Source organism: Chryseobacterium sp. CH21, from assembly GCF_004119445.1.
Lineage (GTDB): Bacteria > Bacteroidota > Bacteroidia > Flavobacteriales > Weeksellaceae > Chryseobacterium.
Genome location: NZ_QICI01000044.1, coordinates 12,592 through 29,734, shown reverse-complemented (window position 1 = coordinate 29,734; position 17,143 = coordinate 12,592). Strand labels below are relative to the sequence as shown.

9 protein-coding genes and 1 pseudogene are annotated in these 17,143 nt (G+C 34.6%); 8 read left to right on the top strand and 2 right to left on the bottom strand.

Features of this window, described 5'->3' with window-relative positions; genetic code table 11:
• Positions 1 to 1,319 (bottom strand): annotated as a pseudogene (locus tag BOQ62_RS07965) (UDP-glucose dehydrogenase family protein).
• 214 nt (positions 1,320 to 1,533) lie between these two features.
• Here BOQ62_RS07965 and rimP point away from each other — a divergent pair.
• The 3 genes from rimP to infB all read left to right on the top strand — a co-directional run bounded on the left by rimP (position 1,534) and on the right by infB (position 6,314).
• Positions 1,534 to 2,001, top strand: coding sequence for a ribosome assembly cofactor RimP (gene rimP, locus BOQ62_RS07960; protein WP_089692763.1), 468 nt, complete (start codon positions 1,534 to 1,536; stop codon positions 1,999 to 2,001).
• A gap of 16 nt (positions 2,002 to 2,017) precedes the next feature.
• Positions 2,018 to 3,253: a transcription termination factor NusA gene (nusA, locus tag BOQ62_RS07955; protein WP_123909237.1), complete on the top strand. Its 1,236-nt coding sequence runs from the start codon at positions 2,018 to 2,020 to the stop codon at positions 3,251 to 3,253.
• 76 nt (positions 3,254 to 3,329) lie between these two features.
• Positions 3,330 to 6,314: a translation initiation factor IF-2 gene (infB, locus tag BOQ62_RS07950; protein WP_129038495.1), complete on the top strand. Its 2,985-nt coding sequence runs from the start codon at positions 3,330 to 3,332 to the stop codon at positions 6,312 to 6,314.
• A gap of 326 nt (positions 6,315 to 6,640) precedes the next feature.
• Here the strand turns inward: infB and BOQ62_RS07945 are convergent, their stop codons facing one another.
• Entirely contained in the window at positions 6,641 to 7,312 is a 672-nt protein-coding gene (locus tag BOQ62_RS07945; RefSeq protein WP_129038493.1) for a hypothetical protein, read from the bottom strand.
• A gap of 924 nt (positions 7,313 to 8,236) precedes the next feature.
• Between BOQ62_RS07945 and BOQ62_RS07940 the strand changes: the two genes are divergently transcribed.
• From BOQ62_RS07940 to bshC, 5 genes are all read left to right on the top strand, one after another.
• Positions 8,237 to 11,128, top strand: coding sequence for a SusC/RagA family TonB-linked outer membrane protein (locus tag BOQ62_RS07940; RefSeq protein ID WP_129038491.1), 2,892 nt, complete (start codon positions 8,237 to 8,239; stop codon positions 11,126 to 11,128).
• 11 nt (positions 11,129 to 11,139) lie between these two features.
• On the top strand, positions 11,140 to 12,669 hold the full coding sequence (locus BOQ62_RS07935; RefSeq protein ID WP_129038489.1) for a RagB/SusD family nutrient uptake outer membrane protein: 1,530 nt from the start codon (positions 11,140 to 11,142) through the stop codon (positions 12,667 to 12,669).
• A gap of 25 nt (positions 12,670 to 12,694) precedes the next feature.
• On the top strand, positions 12,695 to 13,501 hold the full coding sequence (locus BOQ62_RS07930; RefSeq protein ID WP_129038487.1) for a DUF4843 domain-containing protein: 807 nt from the start codon (positions 12,695 to 12,697) through the stop codon (positions 13,499 to 13,501).
• A 92-nt stretch (positions 13,502 to 13,593) separates the two neighbouring features.
• A complete protein-coding gene (locus BOQ62_RS07925; protein ID WP_129038485.1) occupies positions 13,594 to 15,534 on the top strand; it encodes a putative porin in 1,941 nt (646 codons plus the stop codon).
• A 12-nt stretch (positions 15,535 to 15,546) separates the two neighbouring features.
• Positions 15,547 to 17,133, top strand: a complete 1,587-nt coding sequence (gene bshC / locus BOQ62_RS07920) for a bacillithiol biosynthesis cysteine-adding enzyme BshC (RefSeq protein WP_129038483.1) — start codon at positions 15,547 to 15,549, stop codon at positions 17,131 to 17,133.
• Positions 17,134 to 17,143: the final 10 nt, after the last annotated feature.

Genomic DNA, 17,143 nt, shown 5'->3' with positions numbered 1-17,143 from the left:
TTATTCTGATTTTGAGATGGTCTTTCTTCCTATACTTTTATAATGGAATCCGTTTTGTTCCGGGATTTCCAATGGATACATATTTCTGCCATCAAAAATGACTTTGTTTTTCATTTTCCTGGCCATCAATTCAAAATTAGGATTTTTAAACTCTGGCCATTCTGTGGCTATAAATAATGCATCAACGTCTTCTAAGGCATCATACATTCCTTTGGCATATTGTATTTTGTCGCCAAGAAGTTTCTGAACATTACTTTCTGCAACTGCGTCATATGCTATGATTTTCGCACCTTTTTCTAATAAAAGGGCGATGTTGTCTAAGGATGAAGCCTCTCTTATATCATCAGTATTTGCTTTGAAGGCAAGTCCCCACATGGCAATTTTCTTTCCTTCAATATTTCCACCGAAATATTTTTCAATTTCAGATACTAAAATGATTTTTTGGGTGGTATTGACACTTTCAGTAGCTTCAAGAATCTGAAAATTAAAATCTTCCTGTTTTCCAGACTTTATAAGAGCTTTTACATCTTTTGGAAAACAGCTTCCTCCGTATCCGATTCCCGGGAATAAGAATCTATGGCCTATTCTGTCATCGCTGCCCATTCCTAGTCTTACCTTGTCTACATCTGCGCCTACTTTTTCACAATAGTTGGCAATTTCGTTCATAAAGGTAATCTTTACTGCTAAAAACGAGTTGGCTGCGTATTTTGTAAGTTCGGATGATTTTTCATCCATAAAGATAATGGGAATTCCAATATTGGTAAAAGGCTGGTAGATTTTAGACATGATGTCTTTTGCTCTTTCAGAGCTTGCACCCACGACTACTCGTGAGGGATTCATTGAGTCTTCAACAGCAAAGCCTTCTCTTAAAAATTCTGGATTGGAAACTACATCAAAAGGGATTTGTGTTTTAGCAGAGATCGTTTCTCTTACCCTATCTGCTGTTCCTACAGGAACGGTACTCTTATTAACAATCACTTTGTACTCTGTCATCAGCTCGCCAATATTATTAGCTACCTGAAGAACATAAGATAAATCTGCAGAGCCATCTTCACCCGGAGGTGTAGGGAGTGCCAGATAAATTACTTCGCTTTTGTCTAAAGCTTTTTTTAAGTCGGTTGTAAAAAATAATCTTTCAGATTGGATGTTTCTTAAAAACATTTCCTCAAGGTTCGGCTCATAGATGGGAACTACGCCGTTTTTCATACCTTCTACTTTTTTTCATCAATATCAACACAGTATACTGAATTGCCAAGTTCTGCAAGGGTTGTTCCTGTAACTAACCCTACATAACCTGTTCCTACAATCGTTATATTCAAAATGTCTGTTTTTAAATTCTTAGGGACAAAAATATAAAAATACTGTGACATATTCTTTTAATTTATTGTAAATGAGCTGGGCGCTATTTGCTTGATACTTAAGATAATTTTGCATTTTTAGAAAAATATCGTATATTTGCCATGGATTTACGGAAAAAATGGGAAGGCTTCGGAAGAAAGCCTTTTTTCGTACTGTAAATCAAGATAAATATATATGGAGTTTAGAAAAAGAATTGAAGAATTATTAAATGAATTCCTTGAGACCAGAAAAGATCTCTTTCTTATTGATCTTAAAATTTCTGCAGGGGATGATATTACAGTGATTTTAGATGGTGATAATGGAGTTTCTCTGCAGGATTGTCTTGACGCAAGCCGTGCAATAGAATTCAATATGGATCGTGAAGAGCATGACTTCAGCCTACAGGTGATGTCTGCCGGATTGAGCGAGCCATTATCCACACCAAGACAGTTCGGTAAAAATATTGGAAGAGAAATTGAGGTAATGCTGGAGGATTCTTCTAAAATTGAAGGAGAATTATCAAAAGTAGATGAAGAGAAGATTACACTTACTTTACGTTACCGTAAACCGAAAGATATCGGAAAAGGAAAAGTAGATGTAGAAGAGGAGAAAGAGATTGCTTACTCCGAGATCAAAAAAGCATTAGTAGTAATTAAATTTTAAAAAGAAAAAAGAATAGATGGATAATATAGCGTTGATTGAATCCTTTGGTGATTTTAAAGACGAAAAGGGGATCAGTAAAATTGATCTTATGGCAATTATTGAAGATTCACTGAAGACTCTTTTGAGAAAAAGATTTGATTCAGATGATCATTTCGATGTGATTGTAAACCCGGATAAAGGAGATTTTCAGATATTTTTAAATAAAACAATTGTAGAGGACGAAATGTCTGAAGATGATGATTTGGAAATTGAAATTTCTGAAGCTAAGAAGATTGACCCTACCTTCGAAGTAGGTGAAGACTTTACAATGGAAATTCCTGTTGCGCAATTAGGGAGAAGAAACATCCTTACCCTTAAGCAAATTCTGGCTACAAAACTTCAGGAGCATAATAATGCAATGCTGTACGAACAGTTTAGAGATAAAATTGGAGAAATAGTTGTTGGAGAAATCCACCATATCCGTCATAAGCATGTGATTTTGCTGGATGATGAAGGAAATGAATTTATTTTGCCAAAAGAAAACCAGATCCCATCCGATTTCTTTAAAAAGGGTGAGAATATCAGAGCTATTGTCGAGACAGTAGATTTCAAAGGTTCTAAACCACAGATTATTATTTCTAGAACTGCACCTAAATTCCTTGAGAAATTATTGGAGCTGGAAATTCCTGAGATCCAGGACGGAACAATTATGCTTAAAAAAGTAGTGAGAATTCCTGGTGAAAAGGCGAAGATTGCAGTTGATGCTTATGATGACAGAATTGATCCGGTAGGGGCATGTGTTGGAGTAAAAGGATCCAGAATTCATGGCGTTGTAAGAGAGTTGAGAAATGAAAACATCGATGTTATTCAGTGGTCTAAAAACCCTGAGATTTTGGTGAAGAGAGCATTAGGAAATGTAACAGTCAATAAAATTGACATCAATGAGGAACAAAACTATGCATTAGTGTATACTCCTGTTGAAGAGATTTCTAAAGTAATTGGAAAACAAGGACAGAATATTAGACTGGCTTCTTGGTTGTCAGGATATGAAATTGATGTATATAGAGAGTCCAGCGAAGATGATGATGTTGAATTGAGAGAATTTAACGATGATATCGAGCAGTGGATTTTGGATGAGTTTAAGAAAGTAGGACTTACAACTGCAAAATCAGTATTGGATAAAGAAACTGAGAGTCTTTTAAATATGGTAGACCTTGAAGAAGAAACAATTGAAGAGGTTAAACGTATTCTGAGAGAAGAATTTGAAGATTAAGATTTTAAATAAATTTTAATAAACAGTAAAAAAGAAATACTTTAATTTTAAAAATTAAAAACAGTAAATAATATAGATGCCAAAAATTAGATTAAATAAAGCGGTTAAGGAATTCAATATTTCGATGTCCAGATTAGTAGAGTTTTTACAAGCTAAGGGTATCGAGGTTGAAAGCAATCCTAACGCTCAATTGGAAGAAGCGGCATATTCTGCATTGGAGGCTGAGTTTGCTAAAGACGGCGAACAAAGAAAAGCTTCCCATGAGGTGGTGATCACTAAAGTTCCGGAAGAAAAACTGGAAATTGAAGAAAAGAAAACCCCTGAAGTGATAAGAGCTAAAGCAAATAAACCAGAAACTAGAATTTTAGGTAAAATAGATCTGGAATCTAATAAGCCTGAAGTGGAAGAAACTCCTGCAGCTCCTGAAGCAGCTCCTGTTGCGAAACCGGTTGAAGAAAAGAAAGAAGAAATCGTGAAAGAAGAACAGCCGGAAGTGAAAGCAGCTCCTGAAAAACAGGAATTCAAAGTTTTGGATAAAATTGATTTGTCTCAAATAGAATCTAGAAACAGACCTGTGAAAAAAGACAAGCCAAAAATGGAGGAGAAAAAAGAAGAAGTGAAACCTGTGGAAACAGTAAAAGAAACTCCAAAACCTGCTGTTGTTGAGGAGAAAAAAGTAGAAACTCCAAAAGTAGAGGCTGAACCTGAAGCTCAGGAACCTCAGAAAATTGAGACAGTATATCAGAAGCTTGACGGTCCTAAGATCGTTGGAGAAAAGATTGACTTGACTCAGTTTGCACCAAAACCAGGTTCTGGAGCAAAAAAGAAAAGAAAGAGAATTGAAAAACCTGGTGGCCAGAATAACCAACAAGGTCAGGGGAATAATCAAAACTCAGGAAATAATAACAATAACCAAGGTGGCCAAGGCCAAGGAGGAAACCGTCCGCATAATAACAATGGTGGTCAAGGTGGAAACCGTCAAGGTCAAGGTGGTCAGGGAAACCGTCCGCAAGGTCAGGGTGGCCAGGGCGGAAACCGTTTTGGAAATAACCAGGGAGGTGGAAACCGTCCTCAAGGTCAAGGTGGCGGCGGCTTCAAGAAAGGAGGCCAGAACAACAGACCTGGACAAAGAGTGATGCCAGTTGAACTAACTGACGAACAAGTTAAAAACCAGATCAAAGAAACATTAGAAAAGCTTACTAATAAAGGAGGGAAATCTAAATCTGCAAAACACAGAAAAGACAAAAGAACTTTCCGTAGAGAGCAGGATGAGCGTCAGCAGGAGCTTGAAGCACAAGACAGAACTCTTAAAGTAACAGAATTCATCACTGTAGGTGAATTGGCAAGCTTAATGAATGTTTCTCCAACTGAAGTAATCTCTGCTTGCTTCTCATTAGGAGTAATGGTTACCATGAACCAAAGACTTGAAGCTGATACCTTATTATTAGTAGCAGACGAATTTGGTTATAAAATTGAATTCTCAGATGCTGATCTTGAAGATACAGATTCAGAAGAAGAAGTTGATACAGAAGACAGTCTATTGCAAAGAGCTCCTGTAGTTACTGTAATGGGGCACGTAGACCATGGTAAAACGTCATTATTGGACTACATCAGAAAAACTAACGTAATTGCTGGTGAATCCGGAGGAATTACTCAGCACATTGGTGCTTATAACGTGAAGCTTGAAAACGGACAAAGAATTACATTCTTAGATACGCCAGGTCACGAAGCCTTTACAGCGATGAGAGCAAGAGGTGCTCAGATCACGGATATTGCAATTATTGTAATTGCCGCTGATGATGATGTGATGCCACAAACAAAAGAAGCTATTGCTCACGCTCAAGCTGCACAGGTTCCTATGATTATTGCAATCAATAAGGTTGATAAGCCTAATGCGAACCCTGATAACATCCGTCAACAGCTTTCTGGCTTGAACCCTCCGGTTTTAGTAGAAGAGTGGGGTGGAAATGTTCAGGCACAAGAGATCTCGGCTAAATTCGGTAATAATGTAGATGTATTACTTGAAAAAGTTCTATTACAGGCTGAAATGCTTGAGTTAAAAGCAAATCCTGAACGTGCAGCAAACGGAGTTGTTATTGAAGCATCCTTAGATAAAGGAAGAGGTTATGTAGCAACAATGTTGGTACAGACAGGAACTTTAAGAGTTGGAGATTATGTAGTAGCAGGTAAAAACCATGGTAAAGTAAAAGCTTTGCTTGATGAAAGAGGAAAGAATCTTAAAGAAGCAGGTCCATCAATTCCTGCAACCATCTTAGGTCTGGACGGAGCACCTACTGCAGGTGATAAATTCCGAGTATATGCTGACGAAAGTGAAGGTAAAGCTATTGCCAATAAGAGAGAGCAATTACAAAGAGAATTATCAATCAGAACTAAGAAACATACAACGCTTGAAGAATTGGGTAGACGTATTGCTCTAGGAGAATTTAAAGAATTGAATATTATCCTTAAAGGTGACGTGGATGGTTCTGTAGAAGCACTTTCTGATCAGTTACAGAGATTGTCAACAGAAGAAATCAGTGTGAAAATCCTTCACTCAGGTGTTGGGCAGATCACAGAATCTGATATCAACTTGGCAGCAGCATCGGATGCAATTATTATTGGATTCAACGTAAGAGCAGGTGCTAATGCAAAAGACCTTGCAGATCGTGAAGAAATTGAAATCAGAACATATTCTGTAATCTATAAAGCGATTGATGAGGTGAAAGAAGCAATGGAGGGTATGCTTTCTCCAGAGATTCAGGAGCAGGTGATTGGTAATGTTGAAATCCGTGAGGTATTTAAGATTTCTAAAGTAGGAACAATTGCAGGTTGTATGGTTCTTACCGGAAAAGTAACAAGACAGTCTAAAGTACGTTTATTGAGAGATGGTATTGTGAAATTTGACGGAGAACTTGAAAGCTTGAAGCGTTTCAAAGATGATGTTAAAGAAGTCACAAAAGGTTACGAATGTGGTCTGAATCTGAAAGGTTACAACGACATCGAAGTTGGAGATATTCTTGAAGTTTACGAAGAAGTAGCAGTCAAGAAAAAACTAAAGTAATAGATGATGTGAGTCTTAGGACTCGGTATATCATAGTTAAAATGCCATCTCACTTGTGAGGTGGCATTTTTGTATAGTTTCGGAGGGTGATTGTTGATACTAGAACAGCATTTATAGTCTTAAATTGCTTTTAAAAATTCTTTAGTAGAAAATAAATAAATAAATAAATAAATAAATAAATAAAGAAAGAAAGAAAGTCAAAAATGCCCAAGATGGAATACTTTATACGTAAGAAAAATAGGATGAAAAATTAACCATATAAAAAATCGGTGTATAAATTATTTATACACCGATTTATATGATTTTTTTATGAATTAAAACTCTAATTATTGATTAATAAAAGCCATTAGTTTAGCTATATCACCATCATTAAATTTCAAATTATTAGATTTAATATACATATTATACTCCTTTTCTTTTTCAGGGAAAAGATCTGTTATCTTTTTTAGTGAAGACACTTTATTCATATTTCCTGAAGCTGTTTTTATATAATAAACAGGATCTTGTTTTACAAACATGGCAGGTTTTCCTGTTTGATAGGTATTAGCAGCTGCAGCTGCATCTTTGAAAATAGTTTTTTCCTTCTTATACACAGAATTTTTCCCTTTTGCTATTTCGGTAAGGTAACCTTTCGGTTCTGCAGAGTTCTTAAAATAGACAAAAGCTTGTTTAGATGAAAGAACTTCAATTCTAGCGAAATCGTCCTGTTTAGGCAGAACTTCAGTTTTTCCATTATTTAAAAACTCTATGTCATCCGTGTAAGCATTATATCTCACATCGATATTTCCATATTTTTCTCCAACAGAAGCTTTTTGGAAAAGTGGGGATTGGTAAGGAGAACCTTGTATATCTTCATATTTTATAGGAGCTCCAGTTCCTGAAGCTACTACACTTTCGAAGACAGACTGAGAGCCGGTTACATTGTTAATATTTAAAGATTGTTGGGCACTTACAAATATAAACGGTAAAAATAAAGCGATGAATAATAATTTTTTCATTTTTAAATTATTTCTGATTATCTTATATAATTGATGGGTTATTATTGGTAAAGTTAGTGAAAAATGATGAGTCTTATAATGTTTTGCTTGGATTTGTCAATTTATTTTTTAATATGATTAATAAGTTTCAATTTTAGAATAGGATTTTTGAGATGCCATCCTGAGAAAAAGATAATCTCAATTGCAATTTATTATAGTTTAATTCATTTAGAAATGTTAAAATTAGTGAGGTAGAATTTAATTATGCTTTGGATAAATTTAACTTTTACTGCTTTAAATTCTAAACTTACTCTTTAGGATTTACTATTGATTATTGTATATAAGTATAGAAAGTTAAATATTTAGAGTTTTAAAAGAGATTAAAATCTCTGAAGTGAGAAAAATTATCATGTATATATTTACTGTAGTAAAAGTAATATGAAACTCTAAAATAAGAGTGATGATAAGTAATTGCATTAATTTTATATAGATTTCAAAAGTTCAATATATTTCACAGATATTGTTAAAGAAGTTACCCAATCCTTTAAATTCAGTAAAAATCTTAATATTTTCTTTAACTGATAAATTAGAGATATTCTTGAAATTTGCTAGGAATTGAGTGTCAATGAAAATTAAAATAATTATATCCTAAATAAGTGAAAACCACTTTTTTATAATGGCAAGGTTTTATTTTTTACACCTATATAATTTATAATGATTCTAAATAGTATTTTTTAGGTTATTAATAATTTGTTAAAATGAATTTAAAGTGTAAAAAAATAATTTTCACACAATAAAAACTATCTATTATTATGGAATCTTATTTGATTTGAGTAAAATTTAAAGTAAATATTTAAAAAAAGAGTAGTTTAAACATTGGTTTAATTTGTGGATGTTAATATTTATTAACATATTTGCCCATTAAATATATTAAAATTTGTTAATATGAATGTTAAATTACGTGTACTGACAGCCGGTGTGTTATTTTTCACAGGGCAGGTAGTATTTGCTCAAAAAGACACAACAAGTTCTAAAAAAGACAAAGAACAGAAAATTGATGAAATTGTTGTGTTAGGTTATAGCAAGACATCCACAAAAGCTAAATCTAATGCTTCTTCAGTAACCATCGGTTCTGAAACATTAGAGAACAGACCAAATATTTCTGTTCTTAACTCTATACAGGGTACAGCACCAGGTATAGTGGCGAACTCAGCATCTGGATCTCCAGGATCCGGTAAGTTTAATATTATTATCAGAGGACTTAGCTCCTTAAATGGTTCTACGGATCCTTTATATGTTATAGACGGAATCATTACATCAGGATCACAGTTTAGAAACTTAAACCCTAATGATATTGATACATTCAGTATTCTAAAAGATGCTCAGGCTACGGCTATTTATGGAAACAGAGCTGCGAACGGGGTTGTAGTAATTACTACTAAGGGAGGAAAATTCAACTCAAAGCTTAGAATTTCTTATGATGCATTAACTTCTTTCTCTGTGTTACCGAAAACGGATTACAATATGTCTTCCGGACAACAGCTATTACAGGTTCAGAAAAATGCTGGAGCAGGAAAAGGTTCTACCATGTCTCAAAATGATATCAATAATTTCACTACCAATACAGACTGGAGAGATTTATTCTCGAGAGTAGGTATGAGCCAGCAACATACGTTATCTGTAAGTGCAGGTGGAGAAAATATCAGCAACTTCGTTTCCTTAGGTTACGTTGATAGTGAAGGTAACATTCGTGGAACAGACTTCAAAAGATTTACTTTAAGAAATAACCTTAACGGGAAAAGCAACGATGGAAGATTAACTTTCGGTGCAATCTTAGGATTAGGATTTTCAAAAAGAAACCAGTTGGATGACGAAACCAACACTGCTATTAATGCAAACACTGTACAGAATCCTCTATTCGGAACTGTACTTTCTGCACCTTACTTAGCAGCACCTACATTTACTAATGGATTGGGATTATTCAACCAAATTGGAACGGCAAGTGGTAACGGAAACGGAGCGTACATCCTTTATGATAATATCATGGGAGGTATCAGAAACCAGTTTACTGAAACCAGCTTAACAGCTAACGTGAGTGCTAATTATAAACTTACATCAGATTTAAGTATTGGAAACAGAACAGGTGTTGACTATAAAAATTATCAAAGACAATTTGCAAGAGCGGCTAATGGTTATTTATCTTTAGTAGTAGCTGCAGGTCAAAAACAACCTGATGGTACATCAGCAAAGTATGGTGGATTTGAACAGTTTAATACAGTAAACGATTTAACGTTTAACACTACTACAAATATTACCTATAACCATTCATTTGGTGATCATACTATTACTGCCGCTGCTTATTTAGATTATATTAAAGTAAACTGGCAGAGTTATACTCAACAGCAAAACGGTCTTGATCCTTTAGTTTGGGAATTCGGTGCAGGAACCGGTTATGTTCCTTTCAACCCGGCTACACCAGATCTTTATCGCCCTTCTGCAAGTGCATTAAAAGTTACTGCAGGAACGCTGGCGTATTTTGGAACTCTAGATTATGACTACCAAGGAAAGTATGGTGTGTCTGGGGTTATCAGAAGAGATGGATCATACAGATTCCCTAAAGATAACAGATGGGAAACTTTCTGGTCAGTAGCAGCAAGATGGAATATCGATAAAGAAAACTTTATGGAAGGATCTGGCTTCAACTTATTGAAACTAAGAGCTTCCCTTGGAACAACAGGTAACCAAAACTTATTTACGGTTACTAATAATACCAATGTACTAACAGTAGGTCCTTCTTCATATTTGGATTATAACGGGCCGAATCCTACTACAGCTCCTGCTTATCAGAGTTTGCCAGGATATTATTTGGCAAACCTTGGAAATAAGAACCTAAAATGGGAAGAAGTAAAACAACTTGATTTAGGATTAGATTTCAACTATAAAGGGCTAGTAGAAGGTACATTTGACTATTATCAAAAAAGAACATCAAGATTATTCAACTCTATTCCGGTAACTTATGTTACAGGTCAAGGTTCATTAAGAGGTAATAATGGTGTAATGGATAACAAAGGGGTTGAAGCTTCCCTAAGAGTTCATATCCTTAGAAAAGCAGATACCAAATTATCCGTATATGCGAATATGGGATATAACTCTAACAAGATTGTTAGCATGGAAGCTAATGACCTTACAGACGACGCTGTTGACGCTGTTGGAGGACCTGCAAATCAGTGGCAGCTTTATCCTTATTTGGGAGTTAATCCAGCCAACGGGGAACAATTATTCTTAGATAAAAACGGAAATGTAACTCAAACACCAACTGCAGGTGATAGAAGACTTACAGGAAAAAGCCCTATGCCTAAATATACTGGTGGATTCGGATTTAATTTCCAGCATGACGGGTTCTTTGTAGATGCATTATTTTCTTATCAGAAAGGAGGATATATTTATGATAACCTATATTCTTGGGTAATGAATCCTGCTTATGCTGCTTCTGGACTTAACGTTTCTTCTGACTTATTGAATGCTTGGAATCCAAATAATACAAACTCTACGGTACCAGGCTTATCAGCAGTGAATGCAACATTATCAGGTTCTTCTGATAGATTCCTTTTCAAGTCTGATTTTGTTAGATTAAAGAATGTAAGTGTTGGATATACTTTCAGCAAAAAAATATTAGGCAACTTACCAATTAATTCTATTAAGGTATTTGCTCAAGCTGAAAACGTATATACTTTCACAGGATGGAAAGGTTTTGATGTGGAGCCTATTACAACGTATTCACTTAACGTATATCCAAATCCAAAAACATATTCTCTAGGGGTTAATGTAGATTTTTAAAAAAAGAAAAAATGAATAAAATATATAAAAAAGCATTAGTGATAGCAGTATGTCTATCGTCAGTTGGTTTTACTTTAAACAGTTGTAAAGATGCTATCGATATAGAGCAGCCTGGATTACTGGATGATGCTACATTATTTACAAGTGTATCAAATCTTAATGATTATTTAATAGGATCTGTGTATGCAAACATGGATATCAATAATGATATCTACTTTTCTGCAGTATTTACAGATGAAGTAAAACCAGGAGCTGGTAGTGGTGGTCAGGAATATGAAATACATCGTTATTTTATTGATCCTACAACAGGTTTGACAACAGGAATTTGGGCTCAGCATTATTTGGTAATTAACCGTGTAAATAGGTTGCTTGCTGGTGCGGCAAACGTTACACCTGCTAATGCTGAACAGAAAAAGCAATATGATTATGTAATTGCTCAGGCGAGAGCTATAAGAGCTTACTGTTACCTTCAACTGGAGACCTTCTTTGCTCCTGATATGAAAGATCCTAATGGTTTGGGCGTTTTACTTTTAAAAGATGTTCCGGTAGTAGATACAAAGTTACCAAGAAGCAAAAATCAAGATGTTTATGATTTTATTAATGCGGATTTAGATTATGCTAGAAGTATTTTAACATCTTATACAACACTGCCTTTTCCAACTCCTACACCTCCTGCTACTTCAATCCCTTTGAATAGATATTATGTAAATAAAAGATTTGTAAATGCAGTATCCGCAAGATTTAATCTATATAGAGGGAATTATGCTTTAGCAAAACAATATGCACAAGATGTAATATCTAATTCTGGTATATCATTAACTGGAGCAGCAGCATATCCAAATATGTGGAATGATACAAGTGAAGGGGAAATTCTTTTTGCATTAAACAGATTAGCTACTGGAAACGGAAGTTCAATTGGAACAAGATGGAATACCAACAGTTCTAGTATTACAGGAAACCCAATGTGGGCTTTAGGTAGAAACCTGTTTAATATCATTAATACAACTCCAGGTGACGTTAGAAGAACAGTATATGTTGATGCTTCGTCTATAATTGATCCTAATTATTTAACAAGTACTTCTCCTAGAGATACTGATCAGCTCGTAGTAGATAAATATCCTGGTAAAACAAGTGCTGCTACAAGAAATGATTTAAAGGTATTTAGATTATCAGAAATGTATTTCATCTTAGCAGAATGTGAAACTGCAGCTAACAATTTTGCTGGTGCTGCAACATTAATTCAGCAAGTAAGAGCGAAAAGATATAACAGTGGGACGGCTCCTCTTCCGGTATATGCTTCTTCAACAGCAGCTTATGCTGATATCTTGAAAGAGAGAAGAGTAGATCTTGCATTGGAAGGACACAGATACATCGATTTAAAAAGATTGGCTGTAGCTGCAGGTGTTACTATGGATAGAAACCAGACGGATGACGTGGTTACAGTTACAAACCTTCCGAACAATAGCTATAAGTATACATTGCCTATTCCTGTTCAGGAGATTAACTTAAATTCTCAAGTGCAACAAAACCCTGGTTATTAATATTAATTAAAAGCGAATTTTAGCTATGAAAATTTTAAAATATTTAAGTATTCCGATTTTTGCATTAATGATCTCTGCTTGTTCAGAGAGAGACGATGCAGTGTATGACGGTGATAATTTTGTGAGTTTTGGTGCTGTAAGCTCAGAGGCTACAGTAGTAAAAGGATCAACATCTAAAGAAGTTGCAGTGGTGTATACTACTTTAAGTGAAGCAAAACAAAATACAGAAGTAAAAATTGCTGTTGATGCTGCTAATTCTACAGCGGTAGAAGGTGTAGACTTCAAGATTATAAATAAAACAGATAATCTTGCTGCGGGGCAGAAGGTTGGTAGTTTTAAAGTACAATTATTAGAAAGTGGAGCTACGGAAACTCAAAAAACAATTACTTTTAAGATTTCTTCTCCCTCAGTTGGCAATGCTACATTCAACCAGGTTCATACAATGAAATATTCATTAGAATGTCCATTTAATATGTCTGGATTCACGGGAACGTATAAGGTGGTAACGGATACTTGGGAAGATTATTCACCAGGAGCAACGATTACTATACAGCCAGGTCCTGCTGCTAACCAATTTAAGATATTGTCAACCAGCAATATTTATATTAGCAATCCAACTACATCTTACATGCTTGTTACTGTTCAGAATAATGGAAATATTACAGTAGCTTCCAATGAAGCTTTTAGCTATGGAGGAACTACAGGTAATATGAATGTAAGTGGTACTGGGACAGTTAACTTTTGTACTAGTGGTATAAATATTTCTGCTCTTACTTTCTCAGGAGCGGCAGGTACTTCTAGCGGTAATAAATTTGTCTTAGTGAAAAACTAAAATTTTTCTAATAAAAATATCTCAAACCCCACATCTTTTGTGGGGTTTTTTATGTCCTTTTATTTCTTATTTTTGCTGTACAATAATGAATAATGAAGTACATCCTTTTCATACTCTTGTCTTTAAGTTTTGTATCCAAGGCTCAGGTTGTTAATAAAGCTGATACCAAGCCTCAAACCAAAAAAGAAGACACATTGGTGATCGATTCCGGGAAGAAAGATTCCCTGAAAATTTTCAAACCTACTATTAATGATTACCTGTATCAGACTCAGTTTTCTGAAAAGAAAGTCTTTGATACCGTAATGACTTTTGATAAAACATATATCTTTTCACAGCAAAATAATAAAGATAACTTTGGAAGAATACAGCCTGCCAACATTGGGGCGGGATTCAATCCTCTTGTTTTCGAAGTTAATGCTGAAGAGAATCTTTCCTTATTGCCATCCAATAAATCGTATATGATCATTGGAGCAAATGATGTGAAATATTATGACGTAAAAACACCTACTGCTACATTTATTTATCACAATGCAATGCGAAACGGAGCTGCTCTGAGATCCACTTATACCCAGAATATCGGGAAGAGATTCAATTTTGCACTTGAATATATGGGACTGCGTTCTCAGGGACTTTACAGAAACTCATTAGCCGCAAATAACAATACACTTTTCTCAGGCCATTATGTTTCAAAAAGTGGAAACTATGAACTTTTTGCTCACTATCTTCACCAGAATGTAAACAATCAGGAAAGTGGTGGTATTACGGAAGATAATCTATTCATGAATGGGGATAGTAATTATAGCAACAGACAGAATGCTCAGGTAAGTTTAGCTTCTTCCAGCTCACAGTTTGCTTACAGAAGATACTATTTGAGTCAGGAATTTAAACCATTTAATTCTGAGAAATTTCCATTTAGTATAAGACATATTCTTTCTCATCAGGGAAATAAATATTATTATAACCAAACAACTCCGGAAACCTATTGGTATGATGCTCCAACGGATTTAGTAAGTGGTTTTCCGCTAACCACAAAAAAATACTCCGAAAATTTCAGCAATACGGTAAGCTTGATCTTTAATAATGAGAGATTCAAGCTGGATGCTGGGCTACGTTATCAGATCATTAAGTTTGGGGTAACAGATATTGCGTCTATTAATAATGCATTTCCTTTTCCGAATGAACTTAAAGAAAACAGAATCGGAGCTGTAGGAAATCTGCAGGTAAAACTTTGGGATAAGATTCAATTGAACTCATTCCTGGAATTTTCAAACGGAAGCCAGTTTAAAAGCTATCTCAAAACAACCAATAATCTGAAATTTGAGCCAATCAAAGATTACTTTGTTAATGCAAAGGTAAACTTCCAAAATGCATACCCTTCATTCAATTATTTAATGAATACTTCCGTTTACAATAATTTCAATTATTATCTGGAAAATGCAAAAAATCAGTCTGTCATGGAAGTAGGGGGAAGTATCAATCTAAAATGGTTTAAAACTGAAATTTTTGCCAATTATTTCAGAATAGATAACTATACATACTTTGACAGCAGTATGAGTCCGAAGCAAAGTAATAACTCTGTGAACATATCTCAGATCGGAGGAGAAGCTACATTCAGCTTCAACAAATTCCATCTGAATACAAGACTGCATTTCCAAAATACGCTGACTAATAAACAATTACTTCCTTTACCAAGTTTTATTGGTAGAGCCAATTTCTTCTATCAGACACAGGCATTCAAAAAAGCAGCGGAGATTCAGGCAGGGGTTAAAGTATATTATTTTTCGAAATTTGCTTCAAGAGAATATTTCCCTGTTCTTAACGAATATATTCTTCCGCGAGCAGATTCTTTTTCAATTGGAGGGCAGCCTATCGCAGATATCTATATCAATATGAAAGTGAAAAAGATGTTCTTTTTCATAGAAGGTCAGCAGATAGGAACCGTTATTTCCAATAACAAAGCATATGCATTTCCACATTACCCGGTATATGATTTCAGACTGAACATTGGGATTGTGTGGTATTTGTTCAACTAAAAACTGTACAGGTTGAAAACAATTAATAAAATATCATTTAACGATATCGAAAGCATTCCTCAGCTCGTAAAAGATTTTTTAAATCAAAAAATTGAGGGTTTTGAAAATAATACATTTTCTTTAGATCATTTCAGACAACAAATTCATCTTAAAAAAGACTCCTTTTCATCAGAAAAGAGAGAAACTTTATCTGGAGTACTTGAAAGCCAGCTTTCGGATTTCACTCTTTCCTCAAAACAAAGAGAAAATCTAGATCATCTTAAGCTGCCTAATACATTTACAATTACAACAGGACATCAGCTGAATCTGTTTTCAGGACCTGTGTTCTTCGTATATAAAATTCTTCAGACTATTAAGACATGTACGTATCTGAAAGAAAAGTTTCCAGATTTTAATTTCGTCCCAATCTATTGGATGGCTTCGGAAGATCATGATTTCGCAGAGATCAATCACTTTAAGACCGAAAATAATTATTACGAAACCAACGAGAAATCAGGAGGTCCTGTAGGGAGAATTGAAATCAGCGACACCTATTTTATTTCTGAATTTGAAAAAGAATTCAAAGACTCTATCTTCGGAACAGAGCTGATCTTGATGATGAAAGAAGCTTATAAATCCGGAAATACTTTAACTAAAGCAATTAAGATTCTTGTCAACCGTCTTTTTTCAGAATTTGGACTTTTGATTTTAGATGGAGATTCTAAGGAACTTAAAAGCCAGATGAAGGAGATTTTTAAAGATGAACTTCTTCATTTTAGTTTACAGAAAAACTCCAAAAATAAAGTAGATCTTCTGACAGAAAAATATGGAAAGGTTCAGGTAAATCCTCGTGAAATTAATCTTTTCTATCTTTCTGAAACCAGAGATAGAATAGAATTTAATGGACAGAAATATATCATTGTAGATAAAACGATTCAGTTTACTGAAGAAGAAATTCTTAACGAGTTGGAAAATCATCCTGAAAGATTCAGTCCGAATGCCTTAATGCGTCCGGTGTATCAGGAAAACGTACTTCCTAATCTGGCCTATATTGGAGGAAATGCCGAAATTATGTACTGGCTGGAATTGAAAGATTATTTCTCCAAAATTTCGATTTCTTTCCCTATTTTGATTCCAAGAAATTCAATGCTTTTCCTGAAAGAGAAAACTGTAGGGAAAATTGAGAAACTGGATCTTAAAATTGAAGATTTCTTTCAGAATTTTACAGTGCTTACCAATCAGAAAATTTTAAAAGATAATCCGATTTTACAATTACTGGAAGAGAAAGAAGAGTCACTAATCAGCAATTTCTCTGCACTGAGAACTTCTGCAGAAACTACTGAAAAATCTTTCGGAAATATGGTGAAGGCTGAAGAAGTAAGACAACTAAAGTCATTTAAAAGAATGAAAAAACGTTTGCTTCATGCCGAAAAAATAAAACAGAATGAATTGCTGGAAAGACTTGAAAATCTGTTTTTAGATGTTCATCCTGCAAAAACATGGCAGGAAAGAGTTTATAATTTTAGTGTATTCTTTTCAGATTATGGTTATTCGTGGCTTGAAAATTGTTTAGAGGAAATGGTCGTTCAAGATTCAAAATTAATAATTGTTGCCATTTAATTTTAAAGAA

Excerpts from the sequence above, each read along its gene's own strand:
- nusA (WP_123909237.1), top strand. The coding sequence starts at position 2,018 with ATGGATAATATAGCGTTGATTGAATCCTTTGGTGATTTTAAAGACGAA.
- BOQ62_RS07940 (WP_129038491.1), top strand. The coding sequence starts at position 8,237 with ATGAATGTTAAATTACGTGTACTGACAGCCGGTGTGTTATTTTTCACA.
- rimP (WP_089692763.1), top strand. The coding sequence starts at position 1,534 with ATGGAGTTTAGAAAAAGAATTGAAGAATTATTAAATGAATTCCTTGAG.
- BOQ62_RS07935 (WP_129038489.1), top strand. The coding sequence starts at position 11,140 with ATGAATAAAATATATAAAAAAGCATTAGTGATAGCAGTATGTCTATCG.
- BOQ62_RS07930 (WP_129038487.1), top strand. The coding sequence starts at position 12,695 with ATGAAAATTTTAAAATATTTAAGTATTCCGATTTTTGCATTAATGATC.
- BOQ62_RS07945 (WP_129038493.1), bottom strand. The coding sequence starts at position 7,312 with ATGAAAAAATTATTATTCATCGCTTTATTTTTACCGTTTATATTTGTA.
- BOQ62_RS07925 (WP_129038485.1), top strand. The coding sequence starts at position 13,594 with ATGAAGTACATCCTTTTCATACTCTTGTCTTTAAGTTTTGTATCCAAG.
- infB (WP_129038495.1), top strand. The coding sequence starts at position 3,330 with ATGCCAAAAATTAGATTAAATAAAGCGGTTAAGGAATTCAATATTTCG.